The sequence below is a fragment of the Trinickia mobilis genome (genome assembly GCF_017315705.1).
In the GTDB taxonomy this organism is placed as follows: Bacteria; Pseudomonadota; Gammaproteobacteria; order Burkholderiales; family Burkholderiaceae; genus Trinickia_A; species Trinickia_A mobilis.
In genome coordinates this window covers 266,276-289,300 of sequence record NZ_JAFLRF010000002.1, presented here as the reverse complement: position 1 = coordinate 289,300, position 23,025 = coordinate 266,276, and the positions used below count along the sequence as shown (strand labels likewise).

Here is a 23,025-nt window from a genome sequence, read left to right as displayed (position 1 = left end):
GTGTGCACTGAAAGATGATCCGGTGCGTGCGCCGAACGACCTTAACCTTTGAAACACCATGGTGAGCCAATGAGAACGACATATAAAGCGGTGTTGTGGGCGTTAGCGGGATGGCTGTCAACGGTTGCTCTTGCTCAAGAACCGGCGTCCAACGCGGCTGCGCAAAACGGCGCCACAGTGGCTAGTGAAGCGTCTCAGCCTGGCGTCTCGAAGAAAGCCGAGCGCGCCGCGAACCGCTTGTTTGCGAAGAAAGTGCACCAGGCGTTGAACAAGACGAAGGGCTTGGCAGGTGCGGACATCGCGGTTTTTGCGAACTCGCGAACGGGTGACGTGATTCTGGGCGGTTTTATCGATAACCAAGACCAGGAACACATTGCAACGGAAGCCGCCGGCAAGGTGCCGGGCGTCAAGTCGGTCACCAGCAAAATAGTGCTGCGACCGCAGCTTTGACGGGTTCCAGCTTTACTTTGAAATGAAAGTCGATATTCACGCGCATTTCATCCACCCTGTGTTCTTTGACGCAGTGATGGATCTTCCGGGCGTATCAATTCGCACGGTCGGGGAAGGGATTCAGGAAGTGCGTCGCGGTAGCACCACGCTGCTGCCGCGACGTGATATATGGTTCGACCCGGACCATTGCGTCATGGACATGGATAAGAGATGGTATGGCGTGACGGCAATGCATCGAACTGCAAATATCCGTCCGAGAAAACCGCTGCAACGTTGATATGGGCGACGAATGAAACGCCGGCGGATTTCATGGGCGCCCGTGATGCCGGCGAGCAGAATCTCGGGGTCTCGCCGCCGGAGCAAGGAACGCGCTTCAGTGTGGTGGAGTTCGAACCAGGAAACCAACCGCATAGTCTTCATCGCACCGACTCGATCGACTACGTGATTTGTCTCGCAGGTGAACTCGAGTTGCTGCTGGATGGCGAATCCGTCGCGATTAGGCAGGGAGACGTCGTTGTGCAGCGCGGGACCCATCACGCGTGGGTCAACCGAGGTACCGTTCCTGCACGAATCGCGGTCATACTCGTCGACGGGAAGCCGAAGCGAGCCGGGTCGCTTTCTGGTTTGGAAAACGCCCCTTGAAACTCAGCTGTCGACCGAGAACGGCACGGCGTCTCCGGTAGCGGTGTCCGTCGTCGCACCGCCTGCTAAGGCAAGTCGTCAAGCGCCCCCGCGTTCTCGTACAACTTGAGCAGCATGGCGCGAAGTGCCTGAACGTCGTTTGCCGTGAAACCGGAAAGGACCACCGACTCATGTCGCTTTGCGACGGGGACGATGCGCAGAGCAAGTTCCTCCCCCTTTCTCGTCAGGGCAATCCTGATTGACCGTCCATCCGTCGCGCTCCTCTCGCGCTTGACCAGCTCTTGACTCTCAAGACGGTCAATGATCCTGGACAGTGCGGAAATATCCGCCGTCGCATGCACAGATAGTTCAGACAAGGTCTGATGAGGCACGTACAGCAGCGAGGCGCAGACTCGCCACTCGCTGAGGTTCAGGTCGAACGGTTTCAGTGCCTTTGCGAAAGCGTTTCCCATCCTGCTTCCGGCGCGCGTCAACAGGAAGGGAATCGCCTGTTCGAGTTCTTGCGGTCGCTTGGGTGTCTTCATGGTCGTCGGTGGGTTGAGGGTTTACGCGAGTTCTGATATTTGAAAAATCAACTATACTTCACCTCGAAAATAATTGAAAAATCAAATAAATGCCAGCTGGGCAAACTCGGATAGCCCGCCCCTTTCCTGACGTGAGCAACGCGTCATACGCTGAACCGGAGCAGATTGATGAGAAACAAGATTGCGCTTGAAGAGCACTTTGCGATCGACCTGACTATCGAGCAATCGAAAGGTTATGCACCTCCCCATGTTTGGGAGATGATGAAGTCGAATCTGATGGACATCGAGCAGCAGCGACTCGAGCGGATGGAGCAGGGCGGAACCGAGTATTCAATCTTGTCGCTCAACTCGCCTGGCATCCAGGGTATTCCGGACATCAAAGAAGCGATTGATGTCGCGAGGCGGGCCAACGATGTCCTCGCCGAACATGTTGCCCGTCATCCGTCTCGCCTGGGTGGATTTGCCGCGTTGCCGATGCAGGACCCCGAAGCCGCGGCACGTGAGCTCGAGCGCAGTGTGAAGGAGTTAGGATTCCATGGCTTCATGGTGAATGGCTTTTCCCAGGTGGGCGATGCGGAAAATGTCGTGTATTACGATGCCTCGCAGTACGCCGATTTCTGGGCGAGCGCGGCGGCGCTCGGCAAGCCTTTCTATATGCATCCGCGGGATCCGTTGCCGTCCCGTGAACCGATCTACGACGGTTTTCCGTGGCTGACCGCAGCGACCTGGGCGTTCGCGGTTGAAACGAGTATTCACGCGCTGAGACTGATGACGTCAGGTCTCTTCGACCGCAATCCCGGGTTGCAGATGATTCTTGGCCATCTCGGCGAGGGCATTCCGTTCAACATCTGGCGTGTTGACCACATTCTCCGAAAGGCGCCGCGAGGGCTGCCGTGCAAGCGCAGCGTGGGCGAATATCTCAGGGAGAACGTCTACGTGACGACGAGCGGGAATTTCAGAACGCAGACGCTGCTGTCCACGATGCTGGAGGTCGGCAGTGAGCGAATCATGTATTCGGTCGACTACCCGTTTGAAACGCATGACGAGGCGTCCCAGTGGTTCGACACGTGCCCGATCAGCGAAACCGATCGCGTGAAGATCGGACGGGAAAACGCACGACGCCTGTTCAGTCTTGAATGATGCGAGAAACCGGAGAAATCGGATGTCCGTGACCGAGTTGGCGCCAGCAGACGTGTGGCGTAACAAAATCTATAGCGGCGGGTGGAAACCAAGGCGCTATCGGTTGGCGATCCTTTCAAGGGCGATTTCCATCTTGGTCCCGTCATCAATGAACGAGACCTGCCCGCTTATCCATTTTTAAAAGGTGCGAAATTGACCCCCGGTACTGCGCAGCGAGTGCAAGAGGCACATTCTTCGATCGTCGACATTGGCGCGCTGATCGATAGCCAGCCACTGAGCACCTTCCAGAAATGGATCATGGTAATGATCGGTTGCTCGGTGGTGATGGATGGATTCGATGTGCAGACGATGGGTTTTGTCGCGCCTGCGATTGTCCGGGCGTGGGGCATCAGCCCAGCCGAGCTCGGCCCCGTTTTCGGCGCCGGCTTGCTGGGGATGCTCGCGGGGTCCATCGTTTTCGGCGCCATGGCCGATCGCGCGGGGCGCCGGCCGGTGTTGGTCGGAGCGACGGTCTTCTATGGGCTATGCATGCTCGGTACCGCCCTGGTTCAGAGCGTGCCGGAATTTCTTGTCATTCGATTCCTGACCGGTTTCGGTATCGGCGGCGTGATGGGTAACGCTATCGCGCTGGTCAGCGAGTACAGTCCGCAGAAATATCGGGCGTCGCTGATGACATGGGTCTCGTGTGGCTTCACGGGTGGGGCAATCGCCGGAGGGCTTCTCTGCGCAACCCTGCTCCCGTCGATGGGCTGGAGGTCGGTGTTCCTCGTTGGGGGCATATTGCCGCTGGTCATCGCCGTCGCGATGGCCAGGTATCTGCCCGAATCGCTCCAGCTGCTGGTGGTCAAACAGCGTAGCCCGGAAAGGATTGCTCAGTGGCTTGGGCGAATCGCGCCGAACGTCCAAATCGGGCCGGGGACCCGCTTTGCCGTTCACGGCCAGACGCACGCGAAGGCCTCCGTTGGCGAGCTCTTTCGACATGGCCGCGGCACGACTACGTTGTTGCTATGGGGCATCAACTTCGCGAACCTGCTCGATCTCTTTTTCCTGTCGAACTGGCTTCCGATGCTTTCCTTGCGAGTCGGCCACGGTGTGTCGACGGCTGTGCTCATCGGTACCTCATTGCAGATCGGCGGTACCGCGGGTGCGCTGCTGATGGGCCCGTTGATGGACCGCTTCGGCTTCTATCGTGTCTTGGCGCTCAGCTTTTTGGTGGCGACATTTGCGGTGGCGTCCGTCGGTCTCCCTGATCTATCGACGGGATTGCGCTATGCCGTCGTGCTGATAAGCGGGATCTGCATTGTGGGTGGGCAGCCGGCGGTCAACGCGTTGACCGCGACACGCTATCCAACCTCGTTGTGGGCCACCGGGGTTGGCTGGAGCCTGGGAATTGGCCGAGCGGGTTCAATTATCGGTCCTGTAGTGGCCGGACAATTGATCAAGCTGCAGTGGTCGAACACCGCGTTGTTCGTCGCGGCCGCCGTGCCCGCATTGGCATCGTGTCTGATGCTTCTTTTCCTCAGCCAGGTTTCGGGGAGCAATCGGACCGATTGCGTCGAGTGTTAGCGGGTTGCGACAGATTCAGTGAGAATCTTTCGATATTTAAATTAGTACTACGAATATAAAATAGAATTCGTGACGGCGGTTTCTGCGTCGGGCTGATCCACGAAGACATGGCACCAGGCATGGGACGTCAAGGAAGATGACATGGACATTTCGATCGCGGTGAATGGCAAGCGGCACCTTCTGGCCGTGGCAGCTGATACGCCACTGCTCTACGTGCTGCGCAACGATCTCCAGTTGAACGGTCCAAAGTTCGGCTGCGGCGAAGCGCAGTGCGGCGCATGCACGGTTATGGTCGGCAACGATGTGACGCGCTCCTGCGTTTTTCCGGTTGGCGCGGTAGGTGCGGCTCAGGTGACCACTATCGAAGGCTTGGGCCACGGCGAACGGCTTCATGCGTTGCAGAAGGCCTTCCTCGCTGAGCAGGCCGCACAGTGCGGCTATTGCTCGAGCGGGATGTTGATGACCGCAAAAGCCCTGCTGGAGCGAATTCCCGATCCGGACCCGGCGACCATACGACGCGAGTTGGCCGGCCAGAAATGCCGGTGCGGCGCGCACAACCGAATCGTCCGTGCGATTCAGCGCGCAGCGCAGGAGTTGCGCGGATGAACACCGTCAGACTTTCTCGACGCGCGTTCGGCAAGCTGGCAGGGGCGGTCGTCGCGACTTTCTCGCTTGCGCCATTCTCGGCGTTTGCGTGGGCCGAGCCCGACCTCCCGGTTGATCTTCGTGCCAATCGCAGGCTTGACGGTTGGATTCGAGTCGACGAGGCGGGCACGTTCACGATCTTTACGGGAAAGGCCGAGCTGGGGCAGGGTATTCTCACCGCGCTCTTGCAGATCGCTGCGGACGAGCTCGATGTGGATTGGGTTCGCGTGCGCATGATTTCCGCGGATACGGCCCGCAGCCCGAACGAGAACTACACCTTCGGCAGCCAATCGGTCGAGCAAGGCGGGGCGGCGATACGCGCTGCCGCAGCCCAAGCGCGGGCGGTCCTGCTTGGCGCGGCGGGCCGGCGATTCCACGTTTCGGCGGCGGATCTTCGCGTCGAGAACGGTGCCGTGCTGACCGCCGACGGCCGCCGCATGACGTACGCGGAGATCGCAAGGGACGAACGGGAACTCCTCGCGCGCGAGGTGACGGCGGACGTCACGCCAAAGCGTCCGTCGGAATACAAGCTGGTCGGCAAGTCGGTGCCGCGCATTGATTTTCCGGCAAAGTTCACCGGCGGCGCGGCATTCGTTCAGGATATGCGTCTGCCGGGCATGCTGTTCGGCCGTATCGTGCGGCCTCCGAGGGTTGGCGCGCAGCTGGTTTCGCTCGACGACGCATCTGTCAGGGCGCTCGCGGGTGTAGTCGCCGTGGTTCGCAATGGCAACTTCCTCGGTGTCGTCGCCGAGCGCGAAGAGCAAGCGATCGCTGCGCGCCGTGCGTTGCAGGGGTCGGCACAGTGGAGCGCGGATCATGTCGCGTTGCCGGACGTGAACCATCTCCAGCGGGCATTGCAACACTGGCGAAGCGAAGATGCCGTGGTTGGCGAATCGGGACAGGATACGCCCGCGCCCGATAGCGCGACGCAACTGGAGGCTACCTACTCTCGCCCCTACCTTTCACACGCGTCAATTGGACCTTCGTGTTCCGTGGCGCTGCTCCAGGACGGGCACATGACCGTCTGGTCTCACACGCAGGGCGCGTTTCCGCTGCGGGGCAATCTCGCCGTGGTGCTCGAAATGCCCATGAACGCGGTCGACGTGGTGCACGTGCCGGGTGCGGGGTGCTACGGCCACAATGGCGCCGACGATGTGGCGCTGGACGCGGCGCTGCTTGCTCGCGAAGTGGCGGGACGGCCGGTCAAGGTTCAATGGATGCGCGATGACGAATTCGCATGGGCGCCGATCAGTCCGGCAATGGTGATGCGGGCGAAGGCGGCCCTCTCCAAGGAAGGCCGCATTGTCGACTGGCACTATGAGGTGTGGAGCAATTCGCACGCAATGCGGCCGGGCCAACCCGGTGGTGTGAATCTGCTGGCCGCCTGGCATCTCGCCAAGCCCTTTCGACCGTCGGCGCCCGTACCGATTCCACAGCCATACGGCAATGGCGACCGCAATGCGGTGCCGCTCTACGATCTGGCGCGCAAGAGAGTGACGAACCATCTGCTGCTGGACGCACCCATTCGCACGAGCTCGCTCCGCACGTTGGGCGCTTACGGGAACGTATTTGCGATCGAGTCGTTCATGGACGAGCTTGCGCTCGCGGCGAATGCCGATCCGGTCGCGTTCCGCCTGGCGCACCTCAGTGATCCGCGCGCGATTGCCGTGGTGCGGGAGGCGGCAGGCCGCTCCGGATGGCAGGCCGGGTTGAAGGGCGACGGGCAGCGCGGACGCGGCTTCGCCTATGCACGCTACAAAAACATTGGGGCGTACGCGGCGATCGTCGTCGACGTGCACGTCGACCGCTCCACGGGCGTGGTCAGTGTGACAAAAGTGAACGCTGCCATTGACGTGGGTCGCGTGATCAATCCTGACGGCGTGAAGAACCAGATCGAGGGCGGCATCGTCCAGGCACTGAGCTGGGCGCTCAAGGAACGCGTCATGTTCAGTCGCACCGAAATCACGACGCGTAGTTGGCAGGACTACCCAATCCTGACCTTCGCCGAGGTGCCGCCGATCGACGTCGTGCTGCTGGCCCCTCCCGATGCGGCTTCCCTTGGCGCAGGCGAATGCTCGCTCGGCCCGACGGCGGCCGCGCTGGCGAACGCGGTAGCGCATGCAAGCGGTGCCCGCATGCGCGATCTGCCTATGGTGCCGGACAAGGTTCTCGAGCGTCTCGTCTGACGGGTGCTCGCCCCCGGTCAGGGGGTGAGTTGCATCCGTTTGAGTGAAAGATGCACGGTTGGCGTGCTCGTGGTCCCCGGATTCCGCGCTTCGCGCCGTCTATGAGCGCGACCTCGTCATCGTCCCCGTCCTCGTCCTCGTGCGGCCCGACGTGTGGATTATTTAAATAAGTATAACTAAGTAAATTTCAACAACATTGGAGATGAATAATGAGTTCACGGTTGAATCGGGCCAGAGGCGGCCACTCATGGCGCCAGGTGTTTTGGTGGGCGCTCTCGTTGCTTGCAGCATGTGCGTCGAGCGCATCGCATGCGCAGAGCGCTGTCACGCTGTATGGGGTCATCGATACCGGCGTTGAATATGTGACGAACATCGGACCTCGGAAGTCGAGCGCAGTACGCATGCCGACGCTGACGGCCTCGCTGCCATCACTTTGGGGCCTCCGTGGCAAAGAGGATCTGGGTGGCGGTCTTAGCGCCGTTTTTGTCTTGGAGTCGGGCTTTGCGCCGTCACAGGGCACGCTGAATCAAGGAGGCCGCTTGTTTGGCAGGCAGGCCTATGTCGGGCTTTCGGGACGGTGGGGGGCCTTGACGCTCGGGCGGCAATATTCGCAAATCTTTTGGGCGGTATTAACGGGCGACACGTTGGCGCCGAATCTCTATGCCGCCGCCGATCTGGATCCCTACCTGACCCAGCCGCGAGTTGACAACTCGATTGTCTATACCTTCACGTCATCGGGGCTGACCGCGAGCGCGATGTATTCGTTCGGCCGTGACGCGGTGGATAGCGCGGCGGCCGGAGGGTGCGCCGGCCAATCGCCGACCGACTGGCGGGCCTGCAAGTCAATGTCCGCCATGCTGAAATATGATGCGGGGAAATGGGGCGTAGCGGCGGCCATCGATCGCAACTACGGTGGGGGCGGCGCCGGCTCGCCCCTGCCCCTCAGCTCGCAAACCGATACGCGCGCCCTCGTCAATGGCTACGTGAAGATTGCCAATGCGACTTTCGGCGCGGGATTCCAACACCGAATCAATCACGGAGAGCAGACGCCGACCGTTTTCGACGCGACCAGCAACTACTGGTGGATCGGTGGACGCTATTTGCCCCGTCCGGACATTGCTCTTGACGCCCAGTTCGGCCATATAACCGTGAGCGGTAGCGCCTCGGGAGGCTCCGTGATCGCAGCGCGCGCGATGTACTTCTTGTCCAAGCGCACCTCGGTGTACGTCACTGCAGGGCGTGTGTTCAACCAGCGCAACGCAGCGTTCTCGATTGACGGCGGCACGGTCCCGCCCGCTTCGACGCCATTGCCAGGCGTGGATCAAACCGGAGCGATGGTGGGGATTCGCCACCTCTTCTAAATGGCCCGTGGCCGCTCGATGTCGCTGCGCTGCCGAAGCCCGATCAGGCCATCCACACGCTAACTGCTTACATCGGCGGCGCGACTCCATCCTTTTCGACCACCACGCGCTGCGCGACAAACGCACCCTGCGATGCGGCCGTCGCGACCACGAACACCTGCTTGCCCGGAGTCAGGTCGGTGCGTGCGGCCGGCGTGAAAGTCACGATCGGTACGTTGGGCGGGACGGTCACCTCATTGCTCCCGCCTTTGTACGACAGCTTCAGATTCCGGCCGCTGGTACCCTGCACAACCGTGTCGACGTTCGCATTCGTCATCGTGCTGTTCGGACCGAGGTCCCAAGCGTAGTGACCTTCACCCGTGCCGCGCGCGGATTCCGGGAAGACGACCACTTCGGTGGCCGTCAACTTTCCGTCAGTGCCCGTCGTTGCGGCCGTGCCGACGAAGGAGCCCGGCTTGATGTCCGAAAGCTGCATGGCCTTGACCGCCGATACGGCAATGGTCGGTTTAAGCTCGATCGAGACCGTGTCGCCGCTACGGCGATGCACCTTCAGGACGTCGCCGTCGAGCGAGACGATATCGCCGCGGATGCGCGCCGGTTTGGCAGCGGGCGCCTGAGCGAGCGCGACACCGGCAAAAGTCAGCGCGGCGAGGGTGACGCCAAGTTTCATGCGAATAGACATGGATGCTCCGTAAAGGATGGTTGAGCTTCGAGTGGACCAATGCACATCAGGACCCGCCGAACCAGTTGTAGCCCTGGTTCTCCCAGTAACCACCGGGGTATTCGTTCGTCACACTGATTGCGACGATATGCTTCGGATTCTTGTAGCCGAGCTTGGTCGGCATGCGCAGCTTCATCGGGAAGCCGTATTTCGGCGGCAGCACCTGGCCGTCGTAGGTCAGCGTCAGCAGCGTCTGTGCATGCAGCGCAGTGGGCATGTCGATACTGGTCCAGTAGTTGTCCGCGCAGTGCAGCGACACGTACTTCGCCGTGATGTCGGCGCCCGAATGCTTCAGGAAATTGGAGAAGCGCACGCCGCCCCATCGGCCGATCGCACTCCATCCTTCGATGCAGATATGACGCGTGATCTGGCTTTCCTGCGGCATTGCGCGCAGCTCGTCGAGCGTCCAGACACGTTTGCCGTTCGCGAGGCCGCCCACCTGGAGCCGGTAGGCAGCGGCGTCGACTTCGGGCACATCGTCGATGCCGTAAAACGCGTTGAAGGGAAACGGCCGCGTGATCATCGACTCCGGATAGGTCGGGGCCATCTCGTTCGGATTGAACAGCAGGGCTTGCACGTCGTCGTTGAAGAACGACATTCTGCGCAGCATGGTGTTGACCGACTTGTCATTGGACAAATCGCAGCCTGACAGCATCGCAATGCCGCCGAGCGTGAGAACTCGCTTGCCGAGCATCCGGCGCGCCGGATTTTTCAGTTCGTTGCGCGCATCCTTGATGATGGATTCAGCGTGAGACGAAAGAAACGTATCGGGCTTCCCAGCCCTTTTTCGAAAAGTCATGGTTACCGTCCACGAATCATCAGAAGCAGTGAGCGCGGCACCAGTGCGACCATGACGACGTGCACGACGAAGAACGCCACCAGCACGCTCATTGCAGCAAAATGCACGACGCGTGCATTGTCGTACCCGCCCATCAGCGTGCGCAGCAGCGGGAACTGCACCGACTTCCATATCGCCAGTCCCGACAGGACCACGAGCGCGATATCGACGATGACGACGAGATAGGCGAACTTCTGTACGGCGTTATAGCGTGTGAGGTCCTCATGCCCGAGCGTGCCGCGCAGGGCGGCGACGAGATCGGTTGCCAGCGACTTGAAGCTGATCGGCAGCAGTTTTCGGCGCAGACGTCCCGAAGCGATATTCAGCCCGACATAGACGAGGAAATTCACAACCAGCATCCACATTATCGCGAAATGCCATTGCAAGGCGCCGCCGAGCCAGCCGCCCAATGTGATAGCGGAAGGAAACTGTAAAGCTGGAAAGAGCGGCGAGGCGTCATAGATCTGCCAGCCGCTTGTCACCATCAGTACGACAGCGAGCGCGTTAATCCAGTGTGTGATGCGGACCCAGGCGGGTTGATTCGATGCGTGGCTCAAAGCGATCTCGTGATTGATGAGGTTGCCCATGTCGGACTGCCGGTCGGCCGCGACCAGGCTGTGTCCTTATGGGTAAACATCACCGGCGAGCAGCTATTCCACTGCACGACAAATAATTTTTCTTACGAGAGGCCGACGCTCCGAATGCATGAGCGGCGTTGTGGCCGCGCAGCACCTGAAGTCCCCAACGCCTACGGCCGGGAGTTCGATTTGGCTGCGCTTAGCTTTTCGAAGTCTTGAGCGGAGATGCCGCGGCCTTTGTAGAGGAACGCCGTCAAGTCCCAGATCGTCTGGTCGTCTTGCGTCTTGCCGAACGCAGGCATCGCGGTCATTTTTACGCCGTTTTTGATGACCCAAAACATCATCTGAGGATTGTTGCGGCGTGTTGCGCTCAGCAATTCCGGCGCGATCGGAAGAATGCCCTGGCCAATCGGGCTCAGCGGTTGTCCCGGTGCGCCGTGACACGCCACGCAGGTACTCCGGTAGAGACGCGCGCCGGCTTCGACGTGGGCGAGGGTCATCAGGTCGGCCGGGACCTGGATAGCGGCCGCGTGGCGGTGCAGCGACTGCAGGTAGGTCTTATGCAGCACCCAGGCGACAAGCGGGTTGTGTCCGGATGCGGCGGACACATCGTACAGCCCCGAATAGATGAAGCCGAATCCCGCCGCCACGACCGCGACAACGGCTGTAGCGAAAACGCTCAGCGTGGAATGACGGACAAGAAAAGAGGAGTCTTTGGCTACGCTCATGTTTGATCACCTGTGGTGGTTTCAGGCCGTGCAGTTCACCTTTACGTGCAGGTACTGGCACGGGTAGGGCGTCCAGGACGACGTTCGTCCGTCGGCGTTAGATTCAGTCCCTGTTCCAGATCGAATCGGAGGAGTATTCGCGCAACCGCCGGCGGCAAGCGCGACGAGAACGATGGCAAGGCGAAATGGGGCTTTCATGAAAATCCGGGTATTCGTTAGAAGCCCATGGTCTGCGGCAAGAACGCCCGGCGACACCGGTGCTTTTTACGTGGGGCGTGAACGGTGATGCGGTCAAGGTTGACTTTCGCGCTCCGTCCACCATCGCGGCAGGTATCGCGGTCGACTCGATAGACCGCACTGGAGCGTGGCTTGTTAACGTTGAGACCGTGCGTTCATTATTCGATCGGGCGGCTGACGGCACGCTTGCCCGTTGATTACAGATTTGTCATCGACCGGTAACGACCGGATCTTCAGCAATGAGCCGCATCATCGTCGACAAGGAATTGCAGGCGCTCAGGTTGTCTGCCTCAAACGCTGCATGGCGAAACCAGTTGGTCACAAGCGAGTGATTCGAAGAAGGGTGCGGCGCGGGCGAGAAACGGAGGGAGGAACGGATAGGGCAAGTCAGAGCGGCGGGATCGACATCACTTGTTCACCAACCGCCCGGGAATCAGCGCGATGATCAAAGCAGCAGATAGCGTCAGCGAAGCTGCGACGACGAGCAGCCCCGACGTCAAAGTATGCGTGACCGTCTTTAGCCACCCGATAACGGCCGGACTGACGAACCCGGCGAGATTGCCTGTGCAGTTGATCAGTGCGATACCCGCTGCCGCACCCGTGCCCCCGAGGAACGCAGTGGGCAGCGACCAGAACATCGGCAACGCGGTCACGACGCCGCCGGCTGCGAGCGTGAGCCCGATCATCGAAAGCAGCGCGTGGTCGCCGTTGAACGCGCAGATCGTGAACCCGAGCGCGGCCACGACCGCCGGCACGGCGACATGCAGCCGCCGCTCGCGCGTGCGGTCGGCGCTGCGGCCAGCCGCAATCATCGCCACGAGGGCCGCCGAGTACGGGATCATCGTCAGCAGGCCGATCATGAACGGATCGCGGATGCCGGTGCCGCGGATGATCGTCGGCTGCCAGAAGCCGATCGCGTACGAGCCCATCACGATGCCGAACAGGATCAGGCACAGCAGCCAGACGCGCATCGAGGTGAACACCCTCCGCACCGAGCCGTGCGTGTGCGTCGAGGCATCCGCATCGATCTCGTTCTGGATCGTGCGCTTTTCATCGGAGCCGAGCCATGGTGCGTCGGCAACGCGGTCGTCGAGATAGAAGAAGACCACGACCCCAAGCACGATTGCGGGCAATGCCTCGATGATGAAAAGCCATTGCCAGCCGGCCATTCCCCAGGTGTGGTGCATCACATGCATGATGTAGCCGGAGAGCGGGCCGCCGAAGAGACCGGACACCGGATTGCCGGCCATCAGCAGTGCGACCATCTTGCCGCGGCGGTGAGAAGGAAACCAGTAGGTCAGGTAAAGGACCATGCCGGGGAAGAAGCCCGCCTCCGCAATGCCGAGAAGGGTGCGCATGACGTAGAACATCATCGGCGTGTGCACGAACGCGGTCGCGATCGACAGCGCCCCCCACGTCGCCATGATGCGCGCAATCCAGCGCCGTGCGCCGAGTCGATGCAGCAGCAGGTTGCTCGGCACCTCAAAAAAGAAGTAGCCGACGAAGAAGAGCCCTGCGCCGAGTCCATACGCAGCTTCGCTGAAGTGCAGGCTGTTGACCATCTGCAGTTTCGCGAAACCCACGTTCACGCGATCGAGATACGCAATCACGTAGCCGACGAACAGCAGCGGCATGAATCGCCATGCGACGCGCCTGAAAAGCGAATCGGCGTGATTCGATTCAAGCGCGGGGGCGGCGGAGGTGCGGACGAACATGACTGTCTCCTGGCCCGCCTTGATGTTGTCGGCTGCAGTGGCTGGCGACCGCAGTATGGCGTGCGACAGGCGCATGAGAAAGCGGCGGCCGGTTGCTTCAAATTTTAAATATTTTTGTGTCCGGCCCGCGAAGAGGGCGCGAGTCGATCGATAAAAGTCTTATCGACTAAAGAAACCAACGGATACTGTTTTTGATCGTCAAGGGCGATCACACTCGGGTTCGCATTCAAATGGTCAAGGAGGCGCCAATGGGGCGCGGTGAAGGCGGTTCCGTGCCGCATGACAGAGCCGCTGCTCGCTCATTTCGCGAATCCCTGTTGGCGATGCTCGGTATCGGCCTCGTCAACATGCTCGTCGCACTCGATCAGACGGTCGTCAGCACCGCGCTGCCTTCCATCGTCGCCGATCTGAAGGGCGCCGATTACTACGCTTGGATTGCGAGCGTCTATCTGCTTGCGTCCGTCGTGTCGGTACCCATCTTCGGCCGCCTCGGCGACTACTTCGGCCGCAAGGGCTTCGTGATTGCATCGATCACCACGTTTACGTTCGCGTCTGCGCTATGCGGGCTCGCGCCGAACGTGCAAATGCTGGTATTCGCGCGGGTGCTGCAGGGAGTCGGCGGCGGGATGATGGTGGGCACCGCATTCGCGTCGATCCCCGATCTGTTTCCCGATCTGCACGCCCGTGTGCGCTGGCAGGTCGTGATGGCGGGTTCCTACGGAATCGCCACGGCAGCCGGGCCGTTTCTCGGCGGATTCCTGAGCGCTGTCTATGGCTGGCGCGCGACGTTCCTCGTCAACCTGCCGGTCGGGCTCGCCGGGCTCTATTGCGTGATCAGGTATTTGCCTCGTGTCGAGCAGCGGGGCAGCCGGCGCACCACGATCGATTGGGCCGGTGCGGCGTTGTTGTCGATTCTGCTCGGATCGGTGCAAATGGCCATCGAGCGGCTGCCCAACAGGGGGCTCACCTTTTCGACGCTCACGCTTGTCGCACTCGCGGTCGGCACATGCGTCTTGTTGTACCAATGGGAAAAACGCCACGCGCATCCGATTCTGCCGATCGACCTGTTTGCCGACCGCAATCTCGTGCGGCTGTTCGTGCTGTCGTTCGCCGCCGGCTTTGCGATGTTTTCGCTGCTGTTCTTTACGCCGCTGCTGCTGCAAACGGGCGTCGGCATGACGCCGCAGGCGGCAGGCATTGCGGTAACGCCGCTACCGGTGTGCCTGGCGCTCGGCAGTCTCGCGAATACGCGGATCGTCACGCGCTTGCGTGCGCCGATGACGATCGTCACGGTCGGCTTCGCGCTGATCGGCGCAGGCTGCATCGGCGCGACGATGCTGGGCGGCACGAGTTCGCATGGGTTGAGCGCAGCGTCGATGGCGGCGGCGGGTGTCGGGCTCGGCTTCATCTTCAACAATCTGAACGTCTTTGCGCAGGAATTGAGCGGGCCAGAACGTTTCGGCATCACGACCGCGCTGATCCAGTCGACGCGGATGGTCGGCGGCATGCTGGGAACGGCCACGATCGGCACGCTCGTCTCGCGCAGCCTGGCGCACGTCGTCGCCAGCGCCGGACAGGGTTCGCTCGCCGACGATCGGGTCGCCGTCGTGCACGCGGTTCACGTGGGTTTCGTCATCGACGTCGTGGTGGCGTGCGGGGCGCTGCTCTGCGCGCGGCGCATCGTTGGCGTGCACTTGCGCCCGTCCGTGTCGGTCCGGCAATGGGAATGAACGAGCCGAATCAAACGGAGCATTTGACGATGCGCAATCTGTCGAGCACCCATGCAAAGCGCGTGTTTTCGATCCGCGCTGTTTAATGCTCGCGCGGTGCCGCCGCCGTGCCGCGCACGATCAGGTCGACCGATAGCGTATTTGCGGCGCTGACCGATCGCCCCGCGATGCGGTCCAGCAGGTATTCGGCGCTGCGCGTGCCGACCTCCTCGGCGGGCAGCCGCATCGTCGTGAGGGGCGGTGTCGTGAAGCTCGCGAACTCGATGTCGTCGATGCCGACGATCGACACGTCGCGAGGCACCTCGATTCCACTCTGACGGGCCTGCACGAGAGCGCCGATGGCAAGCACGTCCGTGCCGCAGATCACGGCGCTCGGGCGGTTCGGCCCCTGCATCAGGCTCTTCATCGCGTTTTGCCCCTCGATGCTTCGATGCGGGGTCTCGATCAAGTGCTCGCGCTTCAATTCAAGGCCGCGTGCGGCAAGGGCCTCGCGCACGCCGGAAATTCGATCGGCCGCGCGGTCGCTGCTTTGCACGCGCTGCACGATGATGCCGAAGTTGCGATGGCCCAGATCGAACAGATAGTCCGCGAGCCGCCTGCCGATCTCGACGTTATCGAAGCCCACGTACGGGTGCTGGCTGTCGACGGTCCAGCAGTTCACGAAGGGGATGTTTTTCTTCGCCAGCAACTGATAGAGCGCGGGCGCATGAGTGCGCCCGACGAGCATCAAGCCCGCGATGCCGTCGGCTACGAGCGCGTGGACCTGCTTCAGCTCCTCTTCGGGGTCGTAGTACGAGCAGGCGAGCAGCAGCGTGTAGCCGGCATCGACGATGCGCTTTTGCAGTGCGAAGACGCCCCTCGCGAAGTTCTGGTTTTCGAGCGACGGAATGACCGCGCCGATGGTCGTCGAACGCTGCGTCGCGAGCGCGCGGGCGGCCGCGTGCGGCGTGTAGCCGAGCTCGACGGCGACAGCCCTCACGCGGCTCGCCAGCGGCTCGCCGACGTTGGCGCTGCCGTTCAGCACCCGGGACACCGTCGCCGTCGACACGCGCGCTTCGCGCGCGACATCGAGTACCGACACCGCTTGCGACGTGCGGCGCGGCGCCCGCTTATTCGATCCGGCAGTCAACGGCGCACCTCATGCTTGGCGAAAAGACAGACGGGCGTGGCACGACGGCCGGCTGAACCGTGCGCGGGCGAGCCGCCCGAGCACCGGGGCCCGCATACCGCATCAGTCGATCTCCTCGATGCGTCCCGCGAACTCGTTGAGACAGCCGAAGCCGCCATGAAACAGCGCCTCCCGCTCGTCTTCGCGCGCGCCCGTCGCCAGGATTTGCGCGGCGTAGTGTTCGGCGTCGTCCTCCGGCTGGTAGCCGAGGAAGCGCACGTTCGAGTTGTCCCAGCGGTTGCGCGCGTTGGCGGACACGCCATACGCGACGATGAAGTGATAGTCCGGATGATCGATCGCGCGGCGCACGAGCTGCACGGTGTCACGGTGGCTGATCCACGTCGACAGATGGCGCGGGGCGGTCGGGCGGTCGTCGGGGCGGAACGACCCGATGCGCAGGCAGGCGACGGAAAGACCGTACTTGTCGGCATACAGCCGTCCCACTGCCTCTCCGAACACCTTCGATAAGCCGTACCGGCTGTCGGGGCGGGGCGTCACGGTGTCGTCGATCATCCGGTCGCGCCGATGAAAGCCGACCGCGTGGTTGGAGCTGGCGAATATCACGCGCTTCACGCCCGCACTGCGCGCCGACTCGAAAACGTTGTAGCAGCCTTCGATGTTCATGCGGCGGATGCGGTCCCAGCTGGCCTCATCGGGAATGCCCGCGAGATGCACGACGCAATCCATGCCGTCCATCGCGCCCGCGAGCTGGATGGGATCGGTGATGTCGACGCTCACCACCTGTTCGCCGGGGCCGGCCGGTTCCTGAGCGGCAATATCGGCGAGCCGCACGAGGGAATAGTGGCCCTGCAAGCCCTTTCGCAAGACGCGGCCGATGTGCCCCGCGGCACCTGTGATCAAAACTCGAGTCATCCAATGGCTCCTTCGTTTAGGGATTGACGGCGGGGTCTTGCCCCGGCGGATACGATGCGCATTCGAAGACGCGCGGGTCATGTGCGGGCAGCACCTTGGCGCGCAGCGCGGCGATGCGCCGAAAACTGTCGTCGTAGGCGCGCAAGTCCGTATGGTTGCCGTTCGGCACCGGCTCGCCGCCGTGCGCAGGCCAGTTCTCGTAGAGCGGGATCAGGTCGCCTGCGATGAGATACGGACCGTCGTCCGTGTCGACGAGTACCCCCTGCGAGCCGGCGGTGTGTCCCGGCAGCTTCAGCACGCGAATGCCGGGCAGTACGTTTTCGTCGCCGTGAGCGACCATCATGCGGTCGAGCACGTCGATCCAGGGCGGCGTCTTGCCCCGCTGATTCGTCCCGTAGATCGGGCGTTGAAACGGCACCGGCCACACCGCCTCCTTCAGTTCGGCCTCCTGAACGTGGAACCTCGCGTTGCGGAAGAGGCGGGCTCCGCCCACGTGGTCGTGGTGCAGGTGCGTAAGGATGACCAGCTCGATGGCGTCAGGCTCCACGCCTGCTCTCGCGAGGCCGTACTGCAGCAAGTCGTCGTGGCCGGCGTCGGATTCGGTGTAGCACTGCGGCGCTCGTGCGCGCGACCCGGGGCCGGCATCGACGATAACGGTGTGTGCATCGCTTCGCAGCAGCCAAGCGATGCAAGGTGCATTCAGATGCGCGCCGCCGCAATCCTTGCGGTAGAGAAAGCACGAGCGCGCGTGATTCACGATGTCGCCGCAGCGAATCGGCACGATAGTGAAGGTGGACATGGTGAGGGTTTCATTTCGAGCCGGGCGCCGCTCACGCGCCGGCGTCGCCGGCGTCGACATCGTAGCTGTCGAGCACACGCTCGTCGAAATCGAAGCCGAGCCCCGGTGCTGTCGGCACCACGAGCGCACCCTGTTCGACGACGAGCTGGCGATCGATCAAGCGGCGAAAGTTGAGCACGGCGTCGTCGGGAAAGAACTCGACATATCGCGCGTTCGAGGTCGAAGCCACGAGGTGCACGTGCAGATCGTGGAACCAGTGAGGGCAGACGGTCACGCCAAAACCCGCCGCCATGGCCGCAATGCGGCGCCATTCGCTGATGCCGCCGCAGACCGCAGCATCCGATTGCAGAATGGACGCGGCGCGTTTTTCAAGCAGTTCGTGATGGCGCCAGCGACCCGCTTCGATCTCGCCGGTCGCGACCGCGACCGGCGTGCGGCGCGCGAGCTGCGCGTGGCTCTCGATGTCGTCCGGGCTGAACGGCTCCTCGATCCAGAAGGGATCGTACGGCTCGTAGCGTTTCATGTACTCGAGCGCCGTGGAAACGTCGCTCCACGCATTGTTCGCATCGAGCATCAACAGCACGTCGTCGCCGATGGCCTCGCGTGCCGCGCGAATACGCGCCTCTTCGCTCTTCGGGTCGAGCCGTCCGACTTTCATCTTCACCGCGTTGAAGCCGAGCGCCACGTATCCGGCGAGCTCCTCGCCGAGCATGGCCGGGCTCTTGCCGTCGAGGTAGTAGCCGCCGCTCGCATAGGCCGGCACCCGCTCGGCGGCGGTCGCGCCGAGATAGCGGCTGAGCGGCAATCCGGCGGCGCGCGCATTGCGGTCCCACAGGGCGATGTCGATGGCCGACAGGGCACGCATCACCGAGCCGGCTCGTCCATGCAGCAGCGAGTCCTGGTACATCTCGCGCCACAGCCCTTCGACTTCGAGTGCCGAACGTCCGCGCAATTGCGGGGCAAACAGTTCGCGCACGGCATGCGTCACCAGCGTGCCGCCTCGGTGGCCGCCGTAGCAAAAGCCGATGCCGTAACAGCCGTCGGCCGTCTCGATACGGACGATCGTGTAATCGCGCGATTCGACTCGGCGAGTGGCGAACGAGGTTTGACGGGCAAGTGGAACGCGCACGGTTCGGGCTTGAATCCGCTCGATTCGCGCGTCATGCATGTAAGCGCTTTCACAGAGTTGCTGGGTGATGCTGTCCATCGTCTCCGCCAATTCATCATCGAATAAAGCTGAAAATAACGCCGATTCGGCCCCGCGCTTTGATTGCCGACCTTGAATTGTAAGCGCTTACCAGTGGCCAACTATAGGCGGCGAGCACTGCGAAGTCAAATCGGAAACGGCAGGGTGTGCGCGGCGCGGGCGCCAGGCGCGCCTGTCCGCCCTAGCTGATGGCCGCCGCGCCGAGGCGGCGGTGGTACGCCTCGATATACGCATCGCGCGCCGGGATCAGATGCTCGCGGCACAGCTCGACGAGCCTCGACTGGTCGCGCGCCGCGAGCGCTTCGAGCATTTGATGATGTTCGATGCGGGCCTTCTCGACGTATTGCGGAAACATCAGGGTGGCGGAACGGATGGCATGCGTGCGCCGCTCGTACTCGCGGATGGCTTCGGTCAAGGCGCGGTTCTCCGATAGCGCGAACAAGGCGCGGTGAAACGCCATGTTCGACCGAAACACGCCGCGCATGTCGCCCGCCAGGGTGGCGGCGTCGTGCGCCTTCTGGATTTCGGCGAGCTCCGCGAGCTGCTCCGGCGCGACCGGCAGGGCAATGCGCTGGGCTGCGCTGGTTTCGAGAATCTCCCGCACCGCATATAGATCCGTGACTTCCTGCGGCGTATATGACTTCACCAGCGCGCCGACATTCTTGCGCCGTTCGACGAGACCGCGTTGCTCGAGCTCGGCGAGCACCTGCCGCACCACATGGCGCTTCAACGTGAAGCGCTCGCAGAGGTCGTCCTCCACCAGGCGTTCGCGCGGATGCAGCACGCCGAGCACGATCTGCTCTTCGAGCGTGTCGGACACGCGGGCGACGTTGGCGTCGATGTCACGGTCCCGCACGGCCGCGGCGCGCGGCGCGCGGCTCGGGCCCTTGCCTGATGACCGGTTGGAAGTCGGGACGCTTTTCATGTCGATCGGATGACGCAGATGCGTGGGTGTTCCGGAAAGCCGCCCAGTATAAACAAAGTCGTCCGCGAACCGTCACGGCTTGCCGCTCGCGGGCGGCAGGCTCGCCGTGCGCGAGAGCGCACGCTCATTCGCGCAGCTTAGGCACCTTCGCGGTCTGCTGCGACGCCCGCAGGAAATCGAAATCGCAGCCTTGGTCCGCTTGTGTGATCGAGGTCAGGAACAGCTTCCTGTAGCCGCGCTCGTGCGGATCGATGGTGTGCGCCGGCAGTTGCTCACGGCGCCGGCGCAGTTCATCGTCATCGACGAGCAGCTCGATCGATCGCTTGGCAACGCTCAGCCGAATCCGGTCGCCTGTGCGCACGAGCGCCAACGGACCGCCGATCGCCGCTTCCGGCGTCACGTGCAGAACGATCGTTCCCGCCGCCGTGCCGCTCATGCGGCCATCGGAGATGCGCACCATGTCTTTGACGCCGAGCCGGCCCAGCTTTTTCGGGATCGGGATGTAACCCGCTTCGGGCATGCCCGGTGCACCGACCGGGCCGATGCCCTTGAGCACGAGGATGTCGTCGGCTTCGACATCGAGCCCGGGGTCGTCGATGCGCCGTGCGAGATCCTCGGCGTTCTCGAAGACGACTGCGCGCGCCTCGTGTTCCATCAATTCGGCGTCGGCAGCGGACTGCTTGATGATCGCGCCGCGCGGCGCAAGGTTGCCGTGCAATACGGCGATGCCGCCTTGCGGGAAGATCGGCGCATCGAACGGGCGCACCACGCTTTGCTTGAAGCTCGCCGGTGCGGCCTCGAGTTCCTCGCCGAGCGTGCGGCCGGTGACGGTGAGCGCATCGAGGTGAAGCAGCGGCTTGAGTTCGCGCAGCACGGCCGTGAGCCCCCCGGCCTTGTGCAGGTCTTCCATGTAATGCTGGCCCGACGGCTTGAGATCGACGAGTACCGGCGTTTCGCGTGCCATTTTGTCGACCGCGTCGAGCTCGATTTCGATGCCGAGGCGGCCGGCAATCGCCGTCAGGTGAATGATCCCGTTCGTCGAGCCGCCGACGGCGAGCAGCACGCGCAATGCGTTCTCGAATGCGGCTGGCGTGAGGATGCGATCGGGCGTCAGCCGGTTGGCGATCATCGCCACGGCTGCCGCGCCGGTGCGTTCGGCGATGCGGATGCGGTCCGCCGTCACCGCGGGCGCACTCGCGCCGCCGGGCAGCATGATCCCGAGCGCCTCTGCGATGCAAGCCATGGTGCTTGCCGTGCCCATCACCGAACAGGTGCCCACCGTCGGCACGAGCTGGTTGTTGACGTCGTCGATTTCGCGCGCGTCGATTTCGTCGCCGCGAAAGCGCGCCCAGTAGCGCCGGCAATCGGTGCATGCGCCGACCCGTTCGCCGCGATGCGAGCCCGTCAGCATGGCACCGGTGACGAGTTGGATCGCGGGTACGCCTGCCGCTGCGGCTCCCATCAACTGGGCCGGCACCGTCTTATCGCAGCCGCCGATCAGCACGGCCGCGTCCATTGGCTGCGCGCGGAGCATCTCCTCGGTGTCCATCGACATGAGATTGCGCAGATACATGCTGGTGGGGTGCGAAAAGCTCTCGGCGATGGAGATCGTCGGAAATTCGACCGGCAACCCTCCCGCCAGCATCACCCCGCGCTTGACGGCTTCGACGAGTTGCGGCGCGTTGCCGTGGCAGGGGTTGTATGCGCTGCCGGTGTTCGCAATCGCCACGATCGGCCGCAACAGCGCGTCGTCCGTGTAGCCCGCGCCCTTGATGAACGCCTTGCGTAGGAACAGCGAAAAGCCCTCGTCACCGTAATTGGTGAGTCCTTGCTTGAGTCCGCCCTGCTCTGCCTTCTTGTCCATAATCGTATCAACCAAATTATCAATAATCTTGACAGCGATCATATCGGCTTTTATAGTGAGCCGCAAGTCAGCAGCCGGGCGGTCGTGCCGGGGACCCTTTTCAAAGGATCGAGAGATGAGAAAGCGAGTCGTGCTCTACCGCGCGGTGCCCAAGGACGTCGTCGACGTCTTGCGCCGGCATTTCGACGTCACCGAGTTCGCCGCGGTCGACGAAGGCAATCGCCGCGCGTTCATCGAAGCGCTCGGGGCCGCTCACGGCATCATCGGCAACATGCTCAAGATCACGACGGACTTGCTGGATGCGGCACCGTTGCTCGAGGCGGCGTCGACGATTTCGGCGGGCTATGACGCCTTCGACGTCGGCGAGCTGACGCGCCGCGGCATCGTGCTCACCCATACCCCCGGCGAGGTGACGGAAACGACAGCGGATCTCGCGTTCGCGCTGATGCTGGCGAGCGCCCGCCGCGTTGTCGAGCTTGCCAACTGGGCGAAGAGCGGGGCGTGGGCCGGCAATGTCGATGAACGCTTATTTGGCGTCGACGTGCACGGCAAGACGCTCGGCATCGTGGGGCTCGGGCGTATCGGCGGCGCACTGGCGCGCCGCGCGGCGCTCGGGTTCGGCATGCGCGTGCTCTACACGAACCGGCAGCCGAATGCGCAAGCCGAATCCGCTTACGGCGCCGTGCGCTGCCCCCTCGACGAGCTGCTCGCCCAAGCGGATTTCGTTTGCACGTTGGTGCCGCTTTCGAGCGAGACGCATCACCTCATCGGCGCGCGCGAATTCGCGCTGATGAAGTCAAGCGCGATCCTGATCAACGCGTCGCGCGGCCCGGTCGTCGACGAGTGGGCGCTCGTCGATGCGCTGAAAGCCGGCCGGATCCGCGGCGCCGGCCTCGATGTCTTCGAGCGCGAGCCGCTGCCGGCCGAGTCCCCCTTGTACGCGCTGCCGAGCGTCGTCGCGCTGCCGCATATCGGTTCGGCGACGCGCGCAACGCGCGCGGCGATGGCACAGCGTGCGGCGCTCAACCTGATCGAGACGCTGGAGGGCCGGGCGGCGGCAGCGACCGTCAATCCCGAAGCGCGCGCCGTGCGCCGCGAAGCGCGGCAAGCGCAGTGACACCTTGAACG

Annotated in this window: 21 protein-coding genes; 9 read left to right on the top strand and 12 right to left on the bottom strand. The window is 62.8% G+C overall.

From position 1 onward, the window contains the following. Window positions 1-69: 69 nt before the first annotated feature. Together J3489_RS04150 and J3489_RS04145 are read left to right on the top strand one after the other, a co-directional pair. Window positions 70-450, top strand: a complete 381-nt coding sequence (locus J3489_RS04150; protein WP_206996429.1) for a BON domain-containing protein — start codon at window positions 70-72, stop codon at window positions 448-450. Window positions 451-660: 210 nt separating this feature from the next. Further along, a complete protein-coding gene (locus J3489_RS04145) occupies window positions 661-1,092 on the top strand; it encodes a cupin domain-containing protein (RefSeq protein ID WP_206996428.1) in 432 nt (143 codons plus the stop codon). Window positions 1,093-1,157: 65 nt separating this feature from the next. Here the strand turns inward: J3489_RS04145 and J3489_RS04140 are convergent, their stop codons facing one another. Then, window positions 1,158-1,616, bottom strand: coding sequence for a MarR family winged helix-turn-helix transcriptional regulator (locus tag J3489_RS04140; RefSeq protein WP_206996427.1), 459 nt, complete (start codon window positions 1,614-1,616; stop codon window positions 1,158-1,160). A 168-nt stretch (window positions 1,617-1,784) separates the two neighbouring features. Here J3489_RS04140 and J3489_RS04135 point away from each other — a divergent pair, with 168 nt between their 5' ends. The 5 genes from J3489_RS04135 to J3489_RS04115 all read left to right on the top strand — a co-directional run bounded on the left by J3489_RS04135 (window position 1,785) and on the right by J3489_RS04115 (window position 8,514). After that, window positions 1,785-2,756, top strand: a complete 972-nt coding sequence (locus J3489_RS04135; protein ID WP_206996426.1) for an amidohydrolase family protein — start codon at window positions 1,785-1,787, stop codon at window positions 2,754-2,756. Between the two features lie 81 nt (window positions 2,757-2,837). Further along, the gene (locus tag J3489_RS04130; RefSeq protein WP_309491325.1) at window positions 2,838-4,322 is read left to right on the top strand and encodes an MFS transporter; all 1,485 of its coding nucleotides are present in this window, start codon (window positions 2,838-2,840) and stop codon (window positions 4,320-4,322) included. Window positions 4,323-4,463: 141 nt separating this feature from the next. After that, a complete protein-coding gene (locus tag J3489_RS04125) occupies window positions 4,464-4,928 on the top strand; it encodes a (2Fe-2S)-binding protein (protein WP_206996425.1) in 465 nt (154 codons plus the stop codon). Next, window positions 4,925-7,153 carry a xanthine dehydrogenase family protein molybdopterin-binding subunit gene (locus J3489_RS04120; RefSeq protein ID WP_206996424.1) on the top strand — a complete coding sequence of 743 codons (2,229 nt, stop codon included), beginning with the start codon at window positions 4,925-4,927 and terminating at the stop codon, window positions 7,151-7,153. The genes J3489_RS04125 and J3489_RS04120 overlap by 4 nt, the downstream gene beginning before the upstream one ends. Before the next feature lie 209 nt (window positions 7,154-7,362). Continuing rightward, window positions 7,363-8,514, top strand: coding sequence for a porin (locus J3489_RS04115; RefSeq protein ID WP_206996423.1), 1,152 nt, complete (start codon window positions 7,363-7,365; stop codon window positions 8,512-8,514). 67 nt (window positions 8,515-8,581) lie between these two features. Here J3489_RS04115 and J3489_RS04110 read toward each other — a convergent pair whose 3' ends face one another. The 5 genes from J3489_RS04110 to J3489_RS04090 form a co-directional block, all read right to left on the bottom strand. Further along, window positions 8,582-9,196 (bottom strand): hypothetical protein, encoded by a 615-nt coding sequence (locus J3489_RS04110; protein ID WP_206996422.1) that lies wholly within the window; start codon window positions 9,194-9,196, stop codon window positions 8,582-8,584. A gap of 46 nt (window positions 9,197-9,242) precedes the next feature. Next, complete coding sequence (locus J3489_RS04105) at window positions 9,243-10,034, bottom strand: molybdopterin-dependent oxidoreductase (RefSeq protein WP_206996421.1); 792 nt, start codon at window positions 10,032-10,034, stop codon at window positions 9,243-9,245. Window positions 10,035-10,036: 2 nt separating this feature from the next. Next, window positions 10,037-10,660: a cytochrome b/b6 domain-containing protein gene (locus tag J3489_RS04100; protein WP_206996420.1), complete on the bottom strand. Its 624-nt coding sequence runs from the start codon at window positions 10,658-10,660 to the stop codon at window positions 10,037-10,039. Window positions 10,661-10,821: 161 nt separating this feature from the next. Further along, the gene (locus J3489_RS04095; RefSeq protein WP_206996419.1) at window positions 10,822-11,379 is read right to left on the bottom strand and encodes a c-type cytochrome; all 558 of its coding nucleotides are present in this window, start codon (window positions 11,377-11,379) and stop codon (window positions 10,822-10,824) included. Between the two features lie 644 nt (window positions 11,380-12,023). Further along, window positions 12,024-13,331 (bottom strand): MFS transporter, encoded by a 1,308-nt coding sequence (locus J3489_RS04090; RefSeq protein WP_206996418.1) that lies wholly within the window; start codon window positions 13,329-13,331, stop codon window positions 12,024-12,026. A 248-nt stretch (window positions 13,332-13,579) separates the two neighbouring features. Here J3489_RS04090 and J3489_RS04085 point away from each other — a divergent pair, with 248 nt between their 5' ends. Further along, a complete protein-coding gene (locus J3489_RS04085; protein ID WP_206996417.1) occupies window positions 13,580-15,061 on the top strand; it encodes an MFS transporter in 1,482 nt (493 codons plus the stop codon). 82 nt (window positions 15,062-15,143) lie between these two features. On the opposite strand, the gene J3489_RS04080 is transcribed toward J3489_RS04085, so the two are convergent. From J3489_RS04080 to J3489_RS04055, 6 genes are all read right to left on the bottom strand, one after another. Continuing rightward, window positions 15,144-16,190 carry a LacI family DNA-binding transcriptional regulator gene (locus J3489_RS04080; protein ID WP_206996416.1) on the bottom strand — a complete coding sequence of 349 codons (1,047 nt, stop codon included), beginning with the start codon at window positions 16,188-16,190 and terminating at the stop codon, window positions 15,144-15,146. 102 nt (window positions 16,191-16,292) lie between these two features. After that, a complete protein-coding gene (locus tag J3489_RS04075) occupies window positions 16,293-17,102 on the bottom strand; it encodes an NAD-dependent epimerase/dehydratase family protein (RefSeq protein ID WP_206996415.1) in 810 nt (269 codons plus the stop codon). 16 nt (window positions 17,103-17,118) lie between these two features. After that, entirely contained in the window at window positions 17,119-17,901 is a 783-nt protein-coding gene (locus J3489_RS04070; protein ID WP_206996414.1) for an N-acyl homoserine lactonase family protein, read from the bottom strand. Window positions 17,902-17,932: 31 nt separating this feature from the next. Continuing rightward, window positions 17,933-19,108, bottom strand: coding sequence for a mandelate racemase/muconate lactonizing enzyme family protein (locus J3489_RS04065; protein WP_374193425.1), 1,176 nt, complete (start codon window positions 19,106-19,108; stop codon window positions 17,933-17,935). A gap of 181 nt (window positions 19,109-19,289) precedes the next feature. Then, complete coding sequence (locus tag J3489_RS04060; RefSeq protein WP_206996413.1) at window positions 19,290-20,033, bottom strand: GntR family transcriptional regulator; 744 nt, start codon at window positions 20,031-20,033, stop codon at window positions 19,290-19,292. Window positions 20,034-20,157: 124 nt separating this feature from the next. Next, complete coding sequence (locus J3489_RS04055; protein ID WP_206996412.1) at window positions 20,158-21,897, bottom strand: IlvD/Edd family dehydratase; 1,740 nt, start codon at window positions 21,895-21,897, stop codon at window positions 20,158-20,160. Between the two features lie 115 nt (window positions 21,898-22,012). On the opposite strand from J3489_RS04055, the gene J3489_RS04050 reads away from it, so the two are divergent. Beyond that, window positions 22,013-23,014 (top strand): 2-hydroxyacid dehydrogenase, encoded by a 1,002-nt coding sequence (locus J3489_RS04050; protein WP_206996411.1) that lies wholly within the window; start codon window positions 22,013-22,015, stop codon window positions 23,012-23,014. Window positions 23,015-23,025: the final 11 nt, after the last annotated feature.

Coding starts and splice junctions, on each gene's coding strand:
- J3489_RS04050 (WP_206996411.1), top strand. CDS start 22,013: ATGAGAAAGCGAGTCGTGCTCTACCGCGCGGTGCCCAAGGACGTCGTC.
- J3489_RS04125 (WP_206996425.1), top strand. CDS start 4,464: ATGGACATTTCGATCGCGGTGAATGGCAAGCGGCACCTTCTGGCCGTG.
- J3489_RS04110 (WP_206996422.1), bottom strand. CDS start 9,196: ATGTCTATTCGCATGAAACTTGGCGTCACCCTCGCCGCGCTGACTTTT.
- J3489_RS04150 (WP_206996429.1), top strand. CDS start 70: ATGAGAACGACATATAAAGCGGTGTTGTGGGCGTTAGCGGGATGGCTG.
- J3489_RS04065 (WP_374193425.1), bottom strand. CDS start 19,108: ATGGACAGCATCACCCAGCAACTCTGTGAAAGCGCTTACATGCATGAC.
- J3489_RS04140 (WP_206996427.1), bottom strand. CDS start 1,616: ATGAAGACACCCAAGCGACCGCAAGAACTCGAACAGGCGATTCCCTTC.
- J3489_RS04120 (WP_206996424.1), top strand. CDS start 4,925: ATGAACACCGTCAGACTTTCTCGACGCGCGTTCGGCAAGCTGGCAGGG.
- J3489_RS04085 (WP_206996417.1), top strand. CDS start 13,580: ATGGGGCGCGGTGAAGGCGGTTCCGTGCCGCATGACAGAGCCGCTGCT.
- J3489_RS04145 (WP_206996428.1), top strand. CDS start 661: ATGGTATGGCGTGACGGCAATGCATCGAACTGCAAATATCCGTCCGAG.
- J3489_RS04060 (WP_206996413.1), bottom strand. CDS start 20,033: ATGAAAAGCGTCCCGACTTCCAACCGGTCATCAGGCAAGGGCCCGAGC.
- J3489_RS04135 (WP_206996426.1), top strand. CDS start 1,785: ATGAGAAACAAGATTGCGCTTGAAGAGCACTTTGCGATCGACCTGACT.
- J3489_RS04090 (WP_206996418.1), bottom strand. CDS start 13,331: ATGTTCGTCCGCACCTCCGCCGCCCCCGCGCTTGAATCGAATCACGCC.
- J3489_RS04055 (WP_206996412.1), bottom strand. CDS start 21,897: ATGGACAAGAAGGCAGAGCAGGGCGGACTCAAGCAAGGACTCACCAAT.
- J3489_RS04115 (WP_206996423.1), top strand. CDS start 7,363: ATGAGTTCACGGTTGAATCGGGCCAGAGGCGGCCACTCATGGCGCCAG.
- J3489_RS04105 (WP_206996421.1), bottom strand. CDS start 10,034: ATGACTTTTCGAAAAAGGGCTGGGAAGCCCGATACGTTTCTTTCGTCT.
- J3489_RS04070 (WP_206996414.1), bottom strand. CDS start 17,901: ATGTCCACCTTCACTATCGTGCCGATTCGCTGCGGCGACATCGTGAAT.
- J3489_RS04100 (WP_206996420.1), bottom strand. CDS start 10,660: ATGGGCAACCTCATCAATCACGAGATCGCTTTGAGCCACGCATCGAAT.
- J3489_RS04075 (WP_206996415.1), bottom strand. CDS start 17,102: ATGACTCGAGTTTTGATCACAGGTGCCGCGGGGCACATCGGCCGCGTC.
- J3489_RS04095 (WP_206996419.1), bottom strand. CDS start 11,379: ATGAGCGTAGCCAAAGACTCCTCTTTTCTTGTCCGTCATTCCACGCTG.